Raw genomic sequence first — 15,315 nt, 5'->3', positions numbered from 1 at the left:
CCCGGCGCGGGCCGTCCCAGGAGGCCACCATGCCCGCTGCACCAGACCGTGAGGGTCGAGCCCGTGATCACCGTTGAGTCGCTGACCAGGACGTACGCCGGCGTCACCGCCGTCGACGACGTCTCCTTCACCGCCCGGCCCGGCCGCGTCACCGGTTTCCTCGGGCCCAACGGGGCCGGCAAGTCCACCACCCTGCGGGTCGTGGTGGGCCTGACCGCGCCGACCTCCGGGTCGGCCACGATCGACGGCGTCCGCTTCGCCGACCTGCCCAACCCCGGCCGCGAGGTGGGTGTGCTCCTCGACGCCTCCGCGCAGCACGCGGGTCGCACCGGACGCGAGATCCTCGCGATCGCCGCCGCCACCATGGGCCTGCCCGGCTCGCGGGTCGCGGAGATGCTGGAGCTGGTGAGCCTGACCCCGGCCGAGGCCAGACGGCGCGTGCGCCACTACTCCCTCGGCATGCGCCAGCGCCTCGGCATCGCGGCCGCGCTGCTGGGCGACCCCCGGGTGCTGATCCTCGACGAGCCCGCCAACGGGCTCGACCCCGCGGGCATCCGGTGGATGCGCGACCTGCTGACCGACTTCGCCGGCCGCGGCGGCACGGTGCTGCTGTCGTCGCACCTGCTGCACGAGATCGAGGTCATCGCCGACGACCTGGTCGTCATCGGCGGGGGCAGGATCGTCGCCTCCGGCACCAAGGAGGAGCTGCTCGCCGCGGCCGGCACGCTGGCCCGCTCGGCGGCGCCGCGCGAGCTGGCCCACGCACTGGAGCTGGCCGGACTGCCCAGCACGCTCGCCGGCGACGGCTCGGTGCGCACCGACGCCGACCCCTCCCAGGTCGGGGCCGTGGCCCTGGCCGCCGGCATCGCCCTCACCGAGCTCCGCTCCGCCGAGGGCGCCGGGCTCGAGGACATGTTCCTCTCCCTCACCGCCGCCACCCAACGCGACGGAGTCGCGGCATGAGCGCCACGACCGTCACCCCCACCACCCCGACCGCCACGGTGGCCGTGCCGGGCCGTAGGAGTTCGCGCCCGGTCTCGACAAGCAGGCTCGTGGTGATCGAGCTGCGCAAGATGTTCGACACCCGCTCGGGATTCTGGCTGCTGGTCGGCATCGGCGTCCTGGCGGTGCTCGCCACCGGGGCGGTCGTCGTCTTCGCCCCCGACGACGCCGTCACCTACGACAGCTTCGCGACCGCGATCGGCCTGCCCATGTCGGTGATCCTGCCGATGATCGCGATCCTCTCGGTGACCAGCGAGTGGAGCCAGCGCAGCGGGCTCACCACCTTCACCCTCGTGCCCCACCGCTCACGCGTCATCGGCGCCAAGGCGCTCGCGACCCTCGTGGTCGGGCTCGTCTCGATGGCGCTCGCCTTCGCCGTAGGCGCCGTCGGCAACCTGGCCGGCTCAGCCCTCGCCGGCGTCGACACCGTCTGGGACGTCTCGCTCGCCGCCGCGCCCCAGATCGTGCTCGGCAACCTGGTCGGCATGGCCGTCGGCTTCACCCTCGGCGTCGTCCTGCGGGCCTCCGCCGCGGCGATCGTCGGCTACTTCGTGGTCTCCCTCGTCATGCCCGGGGTGCTCGAGCTGCTCGGGCTGGTGCGGGAGTGGTTCCTCGACCTCCAGCCGTGGATCGACTGGAACTACACGCAGGTGCAGCTCTTCGAGGGCGCCACGGACACGGCCGAGGAGTGGGCGATGCTGGCCTCGACCACCGCGCTGTGGATCGTGCTTCCTCTCGTCGTCGGGCTGGTGTCGCTGCGGCGGTCGGAGGTGAAGTAGCCCGTCGAGGGGGCGGTGTCCCAGGCCCTGCGGGCGGCGCGAGAGGTGCCCGTTCCCGGACTAGGCTGAGCCCCATGGCGGCCGGCGCGACGATGCACACGTTCGAGGTCGAGTTGGCCGACACGGATCGCGGGGTCTACGAGGAGTTCACGCTGCGCGCGGCGCGGCACCCGTCAGAGACCGAGGCGTACCTCGTGACGCGCGTGCTCGCCTACTGTCTCGAGCACGAAGAGGGCATCGCATTCAGCGAGGGCATCTCGGCGACCGACGCCCCGGCAGTGCTGGTGCGGGACCTGAGCGGGAAGCTGCTCGCCTGGATCGAGGTCGGCGCACCGGATGCCGCGCGGCTTCACACGGGCAGCAAGGCCGCCGAGCGCACGACGATCTACACGCACCGCGACCCGGCCAAGGTGCTCGCGCAGTGGGCCGGGGCGAGGATCCACCGCGCCGCCGAGATCGTGCTGCACAACTTCGATCCCGGGTTCATCGATGCAGCGGTGGACACGATGGAGCGCCGCAACACGATGACGCTCACCGTCACGGAGCGGCAGCTCTACCTGGAGCTGAACGGCGTGCACCTCTCCTCGGCCGTGCACGACCACCCGATCAGCTAGCGGGGGCGACGTCCCGTTGCCGGTCCTGATGCGCGACCTTCAGCGTGCGTCAATGCGCCGCAGCGACCCAGACGGAGCTACGAAGGACCGAGCGACAGCGGCGCTGCCGTGGCCTGCAGCTCACGGAAGAGCCGGTCCATGGCGGAGGCGATCCGCTCCACAGCACCCGGGTGTGTGAAGAGAGGGTCCGCGGCGATGGTCGGCCGTCGCCGCCAACCGACCGACCGCCCGGACTCGAACGCCGCAGCCAAGCCCGGCAGGTCGCCGAGCTCGGCGGCGAGGGACTCCATGAAGTCCGCTGACAGCACTCGCCCCTGCTTGTGGATCCAGTCGAGGTTGAGCGTCCAGACGACCCCTCGGTGCGTGAAGATGCTCCACGGCTGGGTGCGCAAGGAGCCGGCAACCATCGTGGCCGTCACCGACGGTGCCTGCGCAGCGCCGTAGTACAGGCCGGCATCAGGACCCAGGCGGTTGTGAGCCTCGATCAACGCACCGATGGCGTCCGCCACCGCTGGCGTCGCCTCCGCCCGCACAGCAGGCATGAGGTCCTCTGGTGACCACGTGGTCCCCGATCGCTGCACAGCCCTGGTGCGGACCTGCTTGCCCCAGTCGTTGGGCTGGACGGCCAGGGAGAGCAGCGGGGCGTAGGGAGAGTCCCCGATCCGCACGACCTTCACCTCGACCGCGAAGAACCTCGTCGCCTCGTCCGTGCGCTCGTTCAGCCACTCGAGGGCACGTCGGTGCTCCGGTCGGAACGACGGCGCCACCCAGACGACGTGGGCGGCGTCGGTGCCGCCCGCGTAGGTCATGATCTGGCCGAGGTGCGTGTGGTCGCTGGGCTCGAGCTGGTTCTCGACGATGACCAGGTCGCCCGACAACCGGTCGCGGCCGATCAGGTCGAGGCTGAAGTCGCCCACTGCGTGCTCGGCCGCGTCCAGCTCGAGGTCGAGACCGAGCACCTCGGACAGCACGTCGGCGTTGTCGAGCAGCCACGGCGTGAAGTCGAGCGCCTCGTGACGCCACACCTCGCGCGCCGGCACGGCATTCAGGCGCCCGATGAGCCTCTCGTCGTCCATGGGCGAAGGCTAGCGTTCGGCCCCCACTGAGTCGGCGCACGACGGTGTCACGGAGGAGTGGCACCAGGCGCTGCCAGATCGAGGGCGACCGCCTGGCCTCACTCCCCCATCGCGGCGCCGCGCATCGAGCCGCCCGTGAAGCGGCGTACCTCCTGGGGCCAGCCGCAGCCCTCGGCGACCCTGGCGGCCCACCGGCGGGCGGTCTCGTCGTCGGGGACGTCGATGATGGTCATGCCGCCCAGCCACTCCTCGGTGGTGGTGAACGGGCCGTCGGTGACGACCGGGGTGCCACTGGTGGCGTCGGCGCTCGCGGCCTCCGCGAGGTCCTCCTCGAGGCCGCCGGCGAAGACGAGGACGCCCTGCTCCCTCATGTCGCGGACGACGGCGGTCGAGGGCTCAACGCGGGTCTGGTACCACGCCTCGTCGTGGTCGCCGACCCACTGCTGGTTGAAGAAGATGAGGTAGTGCGGCATCTGTCGTTCCTCTCTGACGGCACCGGGCGCGGCCGGGGCGGGAGCGGCCTGGGTCCTGCGAGCCTCACACCTGCGCGGCGCCGGCGCCACGTCCCTGTGCCACGTCGTGGCACGTCTTCGCAGCGATCCGCCGTGAGTCGCCCCGCCCCGCGCCGGCGGCCCGTAGCCTGCGAGCGACACCCCCACGACACGAAGGAGCACCCATGCGCAGCAACCTGTTCGGCACCAACCTCGAGTCCGAGAGCGCGGAGCGCTTCACGCTGCAGAACCCCCGGATGCTCAAGGTGGCCCTCGACGGCGAGGTGATGGCGCGACAGGGCGCGATGGTGGCCTACCAGGGGCAGGTCGACTTCGCCTACCAGGGCGCGGGCGGCATGGGGAAGTTCCTCAAGAAGGCCATCACCGGAGAGGGCATGCCGCTGATGAAGGTCACCGGCCGCGGCGACGTCTTCTTCGCCGACGACGCCTCCGAGATCCACCTGGTCACCCTCGACAACGACTCGCTGACCGTCAACGGCAGCAACGTGCTGGCCTTCGACAGCTCGCTGACCTGGGACATCAAGCGTGTCGAGGGCGCCTCGATGATGGCCGGCGGCGTCTTCAACACCACCTTCACCGGCACCGGCACCGTCGCCATCAGCACCCACGGCGAGCCCGTGGTGCTCAACGTCGACGCCCCGACCTTCGCCGACATCCAGTCGGCCGTGGCGTGGTCGTCCTCGCTCAGCACGTCCGTACGCCGCACCGCGGGCGCCGGCGCCCTCATCGGCCGCGGCTCCGGGGAGGCCTTCCAGCTGGCCTTCAGCGGCCAGGGCTTCGTCGTCGTGCAGGCCAGCGAGGGCCGCACGGTCGCGCCGCACACCCACTGAGACCGGGCCCGACAGCGTCACGCAGCCAACGCTGTCGGACCTCGGCGGGCCCGGTCAGCGACCGGGTCCGCCGGGCAACCCCTGCCGATGTGGTCGGACCACTGTTCACGGATCACGGTCGCCACACAGGATCGAGACCTGCCGTAGCCCGTCCGCCCCAGGGGTGAGGCGAGGGCAGGAGCCTAGACAGCCCCTGCCTCGAGCGTCGAGCCGGTAGCGGGTCGGGGACGCGGGCCGTCAGTCGATCAACCGGTCGAGGAGCTCGAAGGACTCATACGGCTGGTCGACGTCACCGAAGTGTCCGTCGTCGCGGACGATCTGTGTGCCGCCGAGCCGCTCCAGCATGGCGCGGCCCTGCTCCGCGTCGCAGCCGTAGGGGTCGACGCGGGAGTTGATGAGGTAGAGGTCGCGGACGTTGGCCCGGATGCGCTCCCAGTCGTAGGCCTCCTGCAGCACCGGCTCCTCAGCCGAGCCGGGTCGGGTGCAGTAGCCCGCCACCAGGAGGGCCTGGTCGACCCTCGTGTCGAGGTGCTCCAGGATCGCCAGCAGCAGTGCGGCGCCGCCCGAGTGGCCGACGAGCACGGTGTCGGCGTCGAACGTGTGACGCGACAGCACCGTCGGCAGGAACGTGGCGAGGGGCTCCTGGTTGAGGGTCGGGTAGTGCGGCGCCTCCACCTCGTAACCGCGGTCGCTCAGCCGCTGGCGCAGCCACGGCAGCCACACCACCCCGGGATGTGCGCCCGTGCCGTGGAAGATGATGGCCCTGCGCCCCACGCTCACACCTGCTCCGGGGCGGTGGTGATCGGGGTGATCCACGACTGGTGGGTCTCGGGGCTCTTGGTGATGGCCAGCAGCTCGTCCATGTGCGGCTCCAGGCCGGTGACCTTGTCGAGCGGCACACCGACGACGAGCTGGAAGCCCAGGCCCTTCCAGGCCCGCACGGCACGGCCGGCGAAGTCGGAGTCGGCCTTGACGAAGCCCTCGTCGAGGAAGACCGGGGCGAAGCGGGGCCGCGAGCGCATCTCGTCGCCGAGGCGGAAGCGCAGCGCCGAGCCGACGATGAAGGCCACCAGCTCCTGGCTCTCCCCGCCGCTCTTCTCCCCCAGGGTGCGGTAGGTCGCGCGCAGCTCCCCGGTGGCGGAGTCGTAGCGCTCGGCGCTGACCTCGACGTGACGGCGCACGTCGAGCAGCCGGTCGCGGTCGGTCGGCTCCCCGGCGTGCTCCCCCGACTGCGCGGGCGGGCGCAGCTGGTCCATGAAGCGGCTCAGGTCGGTGAAGCGGCGCTCGAGGTCGGCCTCCTCCAGCCGGGCCGGTGAGGCGGCCGAGAGCGCGCGGAGGTCCTTGAGGAAGACCTGCACGTGGGCGGGGCTGAGCCGGCGCAGGCGGATGCGCAGCCGGTCGCCGGCCCCGCCGAACTCCAGGCGCCGCAGGATCGCGTTGATCGGCTCGAGACGGTCCTCGATGTCCTCGATCGAGGCCGCCATCGCCCCGACCAGGGGCACGAGGTCCTGCCCGCTCCACTCGGTGAGCCGGCGGCGCCACTCGGTGCGGCGCTCGGCCAGCCCGGTGCCGCGGATGTCGGCGAGGATGCGGGCGAAGTCGGGGTAGGAGGCCACCGACGTGCCGAGGTTGAGCGACTCCCAGCGCGCGACGTAGAGCCGGAAGACCGCGCTCAGCTCGTCCTCGACCCGCGCGATCTCGGTCTCGGTGTCGGCCACGGCCGCGCGCAGCCGCTCGGCCAGGCGCTGGGAGGTCTCGGCGAAGCGGTCCAGGTCCTCGGGGTCGGCCGGGGCGGCGGCCGCGGCGAAGTCGGCGGCCAGCGCGCCCGACTGGGCGTCGGTGAGGTCGACCGCGCCGGAGGCCAGGATGGTCTCGAGGCGGTCCTTGACCAGGTCCTCGTCGTCGACCAGGCGACCGTGCACCTCCTCGAGGGTGCGCTGGCGCTGCTCGAGGGCGAAGCGCCGCCGGCGCGTGTCCTCCAGCCGCGCGGCCAGGGCCTCGACCTGCGACTCGGTGGCGCGCAGCTGGTCGTCGGCGCCGAGGATCTCCGCGCGCCGGCGCTCCAGGTCGTCGATGCGCTCCTGGCTGCCCTCGACGTCGAGGTCGGCGAAGCGGGCGGTCACCACGGCGTCGTACGACGAGCGCTGCAGCTCCAGCACACTGCTGCGCCGGTCGAGCTCGACCAGCTCGGCGTCGAGCGCGCCGAGGTCGCGCTCCACCGCGGCGAGCTCGGCGTCGACCTCGGCCACGGCCTCGTCGTTGGAGAAGCCGATGATGCTGCGGGCCTCCGAGCGCCCGTGGCTGCCGCGGCGACCGCTGCGGGTCTGCCCGGCCAGGGTCACCCGCAGGCCGGGGCCGGCGAGGTCGGCGGCGTCCTCGACGCACAGCGCGTTGCGCGAGGGCTCGGCGACGTGGGCCTGCACCCACCCGGAGAAGGGCGAGGAGCGGAAGACCAGCTTGCCCGCGACCCGCTCGGGGTCGGCGGGGCCGAGGTCGGGCAGGTCGAGCGGGGCACCCTCGAAGCTCAGCCGCCCGCGCAGGCGCAGCCCGTCGATGGCCGAGGAGAAGTGCTGGAGCCGATCGAGGGGCACCAGCAGCACCCGGGCGCTGGCGCCCAGCACGGTCTCGACCGCGGTGCGCCAGCGCGCCTCGTCGGGCGCGACGTCGAGCAGCTCGGCCACGAAGGGCAGCTCCTCGGGGCTCAGCCCGCTGGCGCGGGCGACCTCGGCGCGCAGCTCGTGGAGCTGGGCCGGCACGCGCCCGGCGCGGCTCTCCAGCGAGGCGCGCTCGGCACGCAGCTCGGACTGCCGCTTGCTCAGCGGGTAGCGCCGGTCGCGGGCGGCGTCGCGCTCGCGGCGGGTCTGCTGCTGGTGACGGTCCCACCCCGAGAGCCACTGGCGGGCGTGGAGCTGGAGCACGCTGAACGACTCCGCCGACCGCAGCGACGCCTCGAGGTCGCGGGCCTCGGAGTCGGCCGCGGCGAGCAGCGGCAGCAGCCGCTCCTCCAGGGCGTCGCGGCGGGCCTGGCGCTCCTGGCGTACGGACTGCTCCTGCTCCAGGCCGAGGGCGATCGACTCCAGCGCGGAGCCGCCGGCGTCCTGGTGGGCCTCGCGGGCGGCGTCGAGGTCGGCGACCAGGCGGCGCTCGTCGCGCGCCGCGGCGGCTAGCTCCCCGGCGGTGGTGGTGCGGTCGCGGCGGTTGGCGTCGGTGGCGGTCTCGATCAGGCGCAGGTGGGTCTGCAGCAGCCAACGGCGCAGCGGGGTGTCGCCGGAGCGGGTCACGCCGTAGGAGTCGAGCTCGGCCAGGCGGCGGGTGGCGCCCCGGCGGCGCTCCTCCAGCCCGGTGATGGGGCCGAGCAGCTCGAGCTTGGCCTCCTCGGTGCGCATGGCGGTGTAGGCGGCCTCGAGGTCGTCGAAGTGCTCGATGGCGCGGTCGGCGGCGGCGTAGGTGGCGGGCCGCTCGAGCACCATGTCCTTGTAGAGCTCGTCGACGCTGCGCACCTGGTTGCCGGCCTGGATGCGCGCCAGCAGGCGCAGCGCCTTGGCGCCGTCGCCGTTGGCGCCGATGCCGAGGCGGGCGTGGAGCACGGCGGAGAACTCGGCGTAGGTGCGGTGCACCCGGATGCCGGGGAAGAGCTTCTTCAGCGTCGTGGCGTGGAATCGCTCGGGCACCGCGACCTCGAGGCTGGTCAGCTCCAGCCCGGAGTCGTGGGTGACCAGCTGCATCTGCACGTCGGCGGAGCGGGTGGCACGCCTCGGCACGTAGTAGGTGCGCAGCACCGTGAACCGCCCGCCGCGGTCGTTGACGAAGGTCATCGCCACCGCACCCCACGTGTCGCCGCCCTGGCCGCGCAGCAGCCGCTCGACCGGCCGGCCGGTGCGGGGGTCGTCGACGACGTCGACGGCGCCGCGCAGGTAGGACAGCAGGTTGCGCTGGCCCGCGCCGCGCGCGCGACCGGCCACGGCGTCGTTGGAGGCGCCGTTGAACTTCGCGTCGGAGGGCATCATCAGCGCGGTGTAGGCGTCGAGCACGGTGCTCTTGCCCACGCCCGAGGCCCCCGAGATCATCGTGGCGTCGCCGCGCAGCGGGATCGTGGTCAGCCCCGAGAAGCCGCCCCAGTTGACCAGCTGCAGCAGGCTGGCGCGCCACTGCATGGTGTCGTCCTTGGGCGTCGCGACGACGCCGCGGTCGAAGAGGCCCTCGCCGGTCTCGTCGGCCATCTCGTCGGCCATCTCGTCGGCCATCTCGTCGGTGGGCTCGTCGGGGACCGGGCCGTCGAGCCGGTCGCTCTCGTGCACGCTCATGCCTGCTCCTCGCTCGCGTCGTGCTCGGGCGCGACCTCGCCGAAGAGGTCGACCGGCGCCTCCGGCGCAGCCGGTACGTCGGAGCCGTTGGCGCGCCGCAGCGCCTCCAGCAGCTCCTGGAGCAGCTCGAGCGGCAGCAGCGCCTCGACGGCCTCGCTGACCTCGAAGCGCTCCTCGGCCGCGGTGGGGATCAGCAGGCCGGTGCGTGCGACGGCCAGCACCGCGTTGCGGGCCCGCCTCTCCTCCGCGGCCTCGTCGGTCACGTGGGCGGGACGGAAGGTCGCGACGTGGGCGACCAGGTCGTCGCGGTCGACGTAGACGCGCGCGTCGCCCGCGGCCAGGCCGGCGCGCAGCCGGTCGCGCAGGTGCACCAGCACGATGGTCTCCTCACGCGACCACGCCGCGTCGTAGAGCAGCGTCGGGAAGCGGGCGCCCGTCTCGGAGGTCGCCTGCCGCTTCCAGGCCACCTCGCGCTCGCGGTCGACCGCCAGCTCGAGGAAGAGGTCGTTGAGCCGCGAGCGCAGCACCCGCTCGTGCTCCACCAGCACCCGCCAGTCGCGCGGGTGGGTGCGGGCGCTGACGAAGCGCTGCTTGAGCAGCGTGACCAGCACGTGGCGCTGGGCCAGCTCCAGGCCGCCCTCGTCGCCCTCGAAGAGCGAGACCGACCCCCCGTCGGGCACCCGCACGTCGAGGTGGGCGGCCAGGTCGCCGTCGCCGTCGCCGCTGGAGTCGTGGCCGGAGTCGTGGGCGGGCTCGGGCGCGAGGTCGGGGTCGCGGCGCAGGTCGGCGGTGTCGACGTCGGTCATCGGGCCTCGCTCTCGGGTCGGTGCTGCGGGTCGGGGGGCTCGGCGCCGGCGGCCGGGCCTGCGGTGCCGCTGCCGGTGCCGGCGTCGGCGCCCGGCGGGGAGCCGCGCAGCGGGGTGCGGGGGGCGGTGAAGGTGCGGGTGGAGCCGTCGGCGCGCACGGCGGCGTAGGTCTCCAGCTCCTGCTCGGCCTCCCAGCCGTGGTCGGCGGCGAGGTGGAGCAGCCCGAGGATCTCGACCGGGCGGCGCAGCGAGGGCTCGAGGCCGGCGAAGAGCTCGCCCAGGGAGTCGGGCGGGTGGGTGGAGGCCAGGGCTAGGTCGAGGCGCTCGCGCAGCGACCCGAGCTGGGGGCCGCCCTGGGCGCGCAGCGCGTCGAGGGAGACCGCCGGCGCCTCGTCGGGGCCGGCGGTGGCGATGCGGTCGGGCAGGACGTCGTCGGCGGGGTCGTAGAAGCGCTCGCGCAGGTGCTCGACGCCGGCCCGGCTGGGCAGCAGGGCCAGCTCGAGGGTGGCGCGGGGCCCGGTGGTGGCCATCCAGGTGGCCAGCTCCGACTCGACCTGGCGCAGCGTCTGCTCCAGCTCGCGGTCGCGCTCGACGTCGCGGGAGACGATGTAGTCGCGCAGCGTGGCCGTCACCCGGGCGCGCTGGGCCAGCACGCGGTCGAGGCCCTCGCGCACCAGGCGCACCGTGCCGCGCAGCTCGGCGCGGTCGGCGTCGCCGAGCACGCCGTCGGCGACGGGGTGCTCCAGCAGCGCGGTGAGGTCGTCACGCAGCCGGCCGACCAGCTCCTCGTCGCGCAGCAGCGCGAAGGCGCCCTCGAAGGCGCGCCCCTCGTGGGTGGCGGTCATCAGGGCGTCGGCGCGGGCGAGGTAGTCGTCGATGACCTCGCCGGCCGGGCGGTCCTCGGCGCGGAAGGCGGCCAGGATCTCGCTGCGGATGGTGGCGAAGCGCTCCTCGACGCGCGCGAAGTCGCTGGGCAGCGCGGAGACCAGCGAGAGCAGCTCGGTGAAGCCCTCCTGCATGTAGTCCTCGCTCACGCCGACCAGCTCGGCGCCGTCGACGAGGCGGTCGCGCTCGGCCTGGAGCCGGGCGATCTCGGCGTCGAGCAACCCCACGCGCGAGGCGCGGTCGGGGTTGGCCTCGGCGTTGAAGCGGCGCACCGTGCCGAGCAGGGTCGCGATGCGGTGCTCGCTGAGGGTGGCGCGGTCACGCGCGAGGTTCTTGACCAGCTCGAGGGCCTGCTGGGCGTGGGAGGTCAGCGTGTAGACCTCGCGCCCGCCCTCGTCGAGGGAGCGCACCAGCCAGCGTCCGCGCATCCACCGCTGGCAGATCTCACGGCCCTCGCCGACCGGCACCTCGCCCTCGTCGGCGTGCCGGATCGCGGCGAGGTGCTCCTCGACCTGCGTGTGCAGTCGCCCGGTGGGGATCGGCTTGTTGTCGCGGCCGAAGGCGGCGCGGAAGATCGTGATCACCACCGGCGCCTGACGCTGGTGGAGCAGCGTGAGGGTCGGCTGGGAGAACGCGCCGCGCACGCGCGCGAGCTCCCCCGCGATCTCGCTCATCCCTGCCCTCTCACTGCCGCCTGTCGCCCGACGCGGCTCGCGCCGCGACGAGCAAGCATCCCAGAGGGCGCCGACGACCCGGGGATCGAGGGGGTCGCACCGGCCGCGGGCGCTGTGTCCCCCGGGGGCGGTGTGGCGTCATATGAGGCGTGGATGCGCATCCACCGATCGCATGACGTCCCGTGCGGCACCACCCGCGCCCGCCGGGCACCACAGCTCGCAGCCCCTCCGCCGAGCACACTCGCCACCGGCGGGCCGCCTCCGCGGACGTCACACGAGGCGTGGATGCGCATCCACCGATCGCATGACGTCCCGTGCGGGACCACCCGCGAGCGACCACCTTCGCTGCGGGCGGCCCAGCGCACCGGCGGCCTCAGGCGAGGGCGAGGAAGAGCTTCTCCATCTTCTTGGTGTCGACCCCGTCGAGACCCTCGCCGTCGGCGAGACACTGCTGCAGGCCGGTGGCGACGATGGCGTAGCCGGCGCGCGAGAGGGCCTTGTTGACCGCGGCGAGCTGGGTGAGGACGTCCTCGCAGGACGACCCCTCCTCCATCATCCGGATGACGCTGGCCAGGTGGCCGTTGGCACGCTTCATGCGCGTGATGATCGCCTTGATGTCGTCGGGCTGCAGGTCCATCAGTGTGCTCCGTCCTCGAGCGCGGTCAGCGCGGTGGTCAAGCGGGTGCGGGCGTCCTCCGACACCGCGCGCAGGGCGTCGCTGGGCTCCCCCACGAACGACGTCATGACGGCCGGGTCGAAGGCCTCGACCACGGTGGTGGTGTCGTCGACGGAGCGTACGACGACGTTGCACGGCAGCAGCGCGGCGATCGAGGGCTCGGCCTGCAGCGCCTGGTGCGCCAGCTGCGGGCGGCACGCGCCGAGGATCACCTGCGGCGCGACGTCGACGTCGAGCTTGGCCTTGAGGGTGGCCGCGAGGTCGATCTCGGTGAGCACCCCGAAGCCGACCTCGGCGAGCTGCTCCCTCACCGCGGCCACCGCCTCGGCGTAGGGGCGGTGGGTCGTGACGCGGATCGTGTAGTCGCTCATCAGCGGGGCCTTCCTCGTGCTGTCGATCGTGCTCGTGGGGTGCTGTCACGGTCGATGCTACAACCCCCCGGGGGGTTATGCTAACGTCGACGACAGGAACCCCCCAGGGGGATATTTCACCCGCACCGGAGAGGACCGACATGAGGCAGATCGACATCGACCAGCTCGCCGCCGCGATCGACGGCGGCGCCGTGGTCGTCGACGTGCGCGAGCCCGGCGAGTACGCCGAGGGCCGCGTGCCCGGCGCCCGCAACATCCCGATGGGCCACCTGCCCTCGCGCCTGGGCGAGCTCGACCCCTCGCGGCCGGTGCACGTCGTGTGCGCCAGCGGCAACCGCAGCGCGGCCATGACCGACCTGCTCACCGCCCAGGGCCTCGAGGCGGTCAACGTCACCGGCGGCACCACCGCGTGGATCCGCTCCGGCCGCCCGGTCGAGAGGGGCTGACCCCGATGACCGCCACCTCCTCCCCCGCCGACTCCACAACCGGCACCACGACCGGCACCACGACCGGCACCGGTCTCACGGTCGTCCCGCTCGAGACCCCGACGCTGGGCGACCGCAGCTACCTCGTGCACGACGGCGAGGTCGCCTTCGTCGTCGACCCGCAGCGCGACATCGACCGGGTGCTCGACCTGCTCGACGCCCACGGCGTGCGGCTGACCCACGTGCTCGAGACCCACCTGCACAACGACTACGTCACCGGCGGCCTCGCCCTCGCGGAGGCGACCGGAGCGTCGTACGTCGTCAACGGCGCCGACGAGGTCGCCTTCGCGCGCACCCCGGTCGCCGACGGCGAGGTGGTCGCGGTGGGCGAGCGGATGCGGCTCACCGCGCTGGCCACGCCCGGCCACACCTTCACCCACCTCGCCTACGCCCTGCGCGACCTCGGCACCGGCACCGGCACCGGCACGGACGTCGGGGTCTTCTCCGGCGGCTCGCTGCTCTTCGGCGCGACCGGTCGCCCCGACCTGCTCGGGCCCGAGCACACCCACGACCTGGTGCGCCACCAGCACGCCTCCGCGCACCGGCTGGCCGCGCTGCTGCCCGACGAGGCCGAGGTCTTCCCCACCCACGGCTTCGGGTCCTTCTGCTCCGCGACCCAGTCCGACGCCACCTCCTCGACCATCGGCCGGGAGCGCTCGACCAACCCCGTGCTGACCCAGGACGAGCAGTCCTACGTCGACGAGCTGCTCGCCGGTCTCGGCGCCTGGCCGGCCTACTACGCCCACATGGCCCCGGCCAACGCCGCCGGCCCCTCGGCACCCGACCTCAGCCCGCCCGCCCGGGCCGACGCCGAGGAGCTGCGCCGCCGCATCGAGGCCGGCGAGTGGGTCGTCGACCTGCGCCACCGCACCGCCTTCGCCGCGGGCCACGCCCCCGGCACCCTGAACTTCGGCCTCGACGGCGGCTTCGCGACCTACCTCGGCTGGCTCGTGCCCTGGGGCACCCCGCTCACCCTGCTCGGCGAGAGCGCCGCGGACGTCGCCGCCGCCCAGCGCGAGCTGGTGCGCATCGGCATCGACCGGCCCGCGGCCCACGCCACCGGCGACCCCGGGCAGTGGAGCACCCGTGCCCCCGCGAGCTTCGCCACCGCCACGTTCGCCGACCTCGCCCAGGTGCGCCACCACCGCGACGTGGTGGTGCTCGACGTGCGCCGCGCCGACGAGCACGCCGCGGCCGCCGTCGCCGGCGCCGTCAACGTGCCGCTGCACGAGCTGCTCGACCGGGTCGGCGAGGTGCCGCCCGGAGAGGTCTGGGTGCACTGCGCCGGCGGCTACCGCGCGTCGGTGGCGGCGTCGATCCTCGACGCCCACGGCCGGAGCCCCGTCGCGATCGACGACACCTTCGACCAGGCCGAGGCGGTGGGCCTGCACCTCGTCGGCCCCTCGGCATGAGCCGCCCGACCGGGCGGCGACCCGACCGACCGGGCGCGCCGTGACCGCCGAGACGACCGTGCTGGCGGCCCTCCTGGCCGGCGCCCTCATCGGGCTCAGCCTCGGCGCGCTGGGCGGTGGGGGGTCGATCCTGGCCGTACCGGTGCTGGTCTACCTGCTCGGCCAGTCGCCCGCCCAGGCCACGACCGGCTCGCTGGTGGTGGTCGCGACGACCTCCCTGGCAGGGGCCGTCGCGGCCGCCCGGTCCGGCAACGTGCTGCTCGCGCGGGGGGTCGCCTTCGGGGCCGTGGCGACCGGCGGGGCGGTGCTCGGCGCCAAGGCCTCGGCCCACGTCGACGACGACGTCCTCCTCGCGGCCTTCGCCGCGCTCATGCTCCTCGTGGGTGCCCTGATGGCGGTGCGCCTCGTGCGCCGCCCCGGAGACGGGCCCTCCCACGCCGCGCGACCCGCCCTGGACGACCCGATCCTCACCTTCTCCCCCGCCTTCGCCTGCGCCTGCCCGCGCGCGCTGAAGGTCCTGCTCACCGCGACCCTCGTGGGCGGGCTGACCGGCTTCCTCGGCGTGGGCGGCGGCTTCCTCGTCGTGCCCGCCCTGCTGCTGGCCCTCGCCCTCCCCCTGCCCTACGCCGCCGGCACGTCGCTGGTCGTGATCACGATCACCAGCGCCGCCGCGCTGGCCACCCGCGCCGGGGTGGGCCCGGCCCCCGACTGGGGTCTCGTGCTCGCCCTCACCGCCGCCTCAGCCCTCACCGCCGTGGTCGGAGCCCGACTCGCCGACCGTGTCGACACCCGTCGACTCTCCGCCGCCTTCACCGCCCTCGTCCTGGCCGTCGCCGCCTACACCGCGACCCAGGCCCTCCCCGCGCTGCTGTGACCCGGCCGCATCGCG

General features: G+C 73.8%; 15 protein-coding genes. 7 read left to right on the top strand and 8 right to left on the bottom strand.

Going from position 1 to position 15,315, the window contains the following annotated elements:
* Positions 1 to 63: 63 nt before the first annotated feature.
* From ASF47_RS04095 to ASF47_RS04085, 3 genes are all read left to right on the top strand, one after another.
* On the top strand, positions 64 to 963 hold the full coding sequence (locus ASF47_RS04095; protein WP_056862970.1) for an ABC transporter ATP-binding protein: 900 nt from the start codon (positions 64 to 66) through the stop codon (positions 961 to 963).
* Complete coding sequence (locus ASF47_RS04090; RefSeq protein ID WP_056862650.1) at positions 960 to 1,781, top strand: ABC transporter permease subunit; 822 nt, start codon at positions 960 to 962, stop codon at positions 1,779 to 1,781. The genes ASF47_RS04095 and ASF47_RS04090 overlap by 4 nt, the downstream gene beginning before the upstream one ends.
* Before the next feature lie 74 nt (positions 1,782 to 1,855).
* Positions 1,856 to 2,395 (top strand): YaeQ family protein, encoded by a 540-nt coding sequence (locus ASF47_RS04085; protein ID WP_056862649.1) that lies wholly within the window; start codon positions 1,856 to 1,858, stop codon positions 2,393 to 2,395.
* A gap of 77 nt (positions 2,396 to 2,472) precedes the next feature.
* Here ASF47_RS04085 and ASF47_RS04080 read toward each other — a convergent pair whose 3' ends face one another.
* Together ASF47_RS04080 and ASF47_RS04075 are read right to left on the bottom strand one after the other, a co-directional pair.
* The gene (locus ASF47_RS04080; protein WP_056862648.1) at positions 2,473 to 3,471 is read right to left on the bottom strand and encodes a hypothetical protein; all 999 of its coding nucleotides are present in this window, start codon (positions 3,469 to 3,471) and stop codon (positions 2,473 to 2,475) included.
* A 98-nt stretch (positions 3,472 to 3,569) separates the two neighbouring features.
* Positions 3,570 to 3,944 (bottom strand): YciI family protein, encoded by a 375-nt coding sequence (locus ASF47_RS04075; RefSeq protein ID WP_056862647.1) that lies wholly within the window; start codon positions 3,942 to 3,944, stop codon positions 3,570 to 3,572.
* Between the two features lie 203 nt (positions 3,945 to 4,147).
* Between ASF47_RS04075 and ASF47_RS04070 the strand changes: the two genes are divergently transcribed.
* Positions 4,148 to 4,813, top strand: coding sequence for an AIM24 family protein (locus ASF47_RS04070; protein WP_056862646.1), 666 nt, complete (start codon positions 4,148 to 4,150; stop codon positions 4,811 to 4,813).
* 237 nt (positions 4,814 to 5,050) lie between these two features.
* On the opposite strand, the gene ASF47_RS04065 is transcribed toward ASF47_RS04070, so the two are convergent.
* From ASF47_RS04065 to ASF47_RS04040, 6 genes are all read right to left on the bottom strand, one after another.
* Positions 5,051 to 5,587: an RBBP9/YdeN family alpha/beta hydrolase gene (locus tag ASF47_RS04065; protein ID WP_056862645.1), complete on the bottom strand. Its 537-nt coding sequence runs from the start codon at positions 5,585 to 5,587 to the stop codon at positions 5,051 to 5,053.
* A gap of 2 nt (positions 5,588 to 5,589) precedes the next feature.
* The gene (locus ASF47_RS04060) at positions 5,590 to 9,117 is read right to left on the bottom strand and encodes an ATP-binding protein (RefSeq protein WP_235558615.1); all 3,528 of its coding nucleotides are present in this window, start codon (positions 9,115 to 9,117) and stop codon (positions 5,590 to 5,592) included.
* Positions 9,114 to 9,923 (bottom strand): DUF4194 domain-containing protein, encoded by an 810-nt coding sequence (locus ASF47_RS04055; protein WP_082499960.1) that lies wholly within the window; start codon positions 9,921 to 9,923, stop codon positions 9,114 to 9,116. The genes ASF47_RS04060 and ASF47_RS04055 overlap by 4 nt, the downstream gene beginning before the upstream one ends.
* Positions 9,920 to 11,482 (bottom strand): DUF3375 domain-containing protein, encoded by a 1,563-nt coding sequence (locus ASF47_RS04050; protein ID WP_082499959.1) that lies wholly within the window; start codon positions 11,480 to 11,482, stop codon positions 9,920 to 9,922. The genes ASF47_RS04055 and ASF47_RS04050 overlap by 4 nt, the downstream gene beginning before the upstream one ends.
* 373 nt (positions 11,483 to 11,855) lie before the next feature.
* A complete protein-coding gene (locus ASF47_RS04045) occupies positions 11,856 to 12,119 on the bottom strand; it encodes a metal-sensitive transcriptional regulator (protein WP_056862644.1) in 264 nt (87 codons plus the stop codon).
* Positions 12,119 to 12,529, bottom strand: coding sequence for a DUF302 domain-containing protein (locus ASF47_RS04040; RefSeq protein WP_056862643.1), 411 nt, complete (start codon positions 12,527 to 12,529; stop codon positions 12,119 to 12,121). Before ASF47_RS04040 ends, ASF47_RS04045 begins: the two co-directional genes overlap by 1 nt.
* 140 nt (positions 12,530 to 12,669) lie before the next feature.
* Between ASF47_RS04040 and ASF47_RS04035 the strand changes: the two genes are divergently transcribed.
* The 3 genes from ASF47_RS04035 to ASF47_RS04025 are packed head-to-tail and all read left to right on the top strand — an operon-like array spanning position 12,670 to position 15,300.
* Complete coding sequence (locus tag ASF47_RS04035; protein WP_056862642.1) at positions 12,670 to 12,975, top strand: rhodanese-like domain-containing protein; 306 nt, start codon at positions 12,670 to 12,672, stop codon at positions 12,973 to 12,975.
* A gap of 5 nt (positions 12,976 to 12,980) precedes the next feature.
* On the top strand, positions 12,981 to 14,426 hold the full coding sequence (locus tag ASF47_RS04030) for an MBL fold metallo-hydrolase (protein ID WP_235558614.1): 1,446 nt from the start codon (positions 12,981 to 12,983) through the stop codon (positions 14,424 to 14,426).
* Positions 14,427 to 14,466: 40 nt separating this feature from the next.
* Complete coding sequence (locus tag ASF47_RS04025) at positions 14,467 to 15,300, top strand: sulfite exporter TauE/SafE family protein (protein ID WP_056862641.1); 834 nt, start codon at positions 14,467 to 14,469, stop codon at positions 15,298 to 15,300.
* Positions 15,301 to 15,315: the final 15 nt, after the last annotated feature.

It is taken from the genome of Nocardioides sp. Leaf285, assembly GCF_001422955.1.
Classification (GTDB): domain Bacteria; phylum Actinomycetota; class Actinomycetes; order Propionibacteriales; family Nocardioidaceae; genus Nocardioides; species Nocardioides kribbensis.
This window is presented reverse-complemented; position numbering and strand designations above follow the sequence as displayed.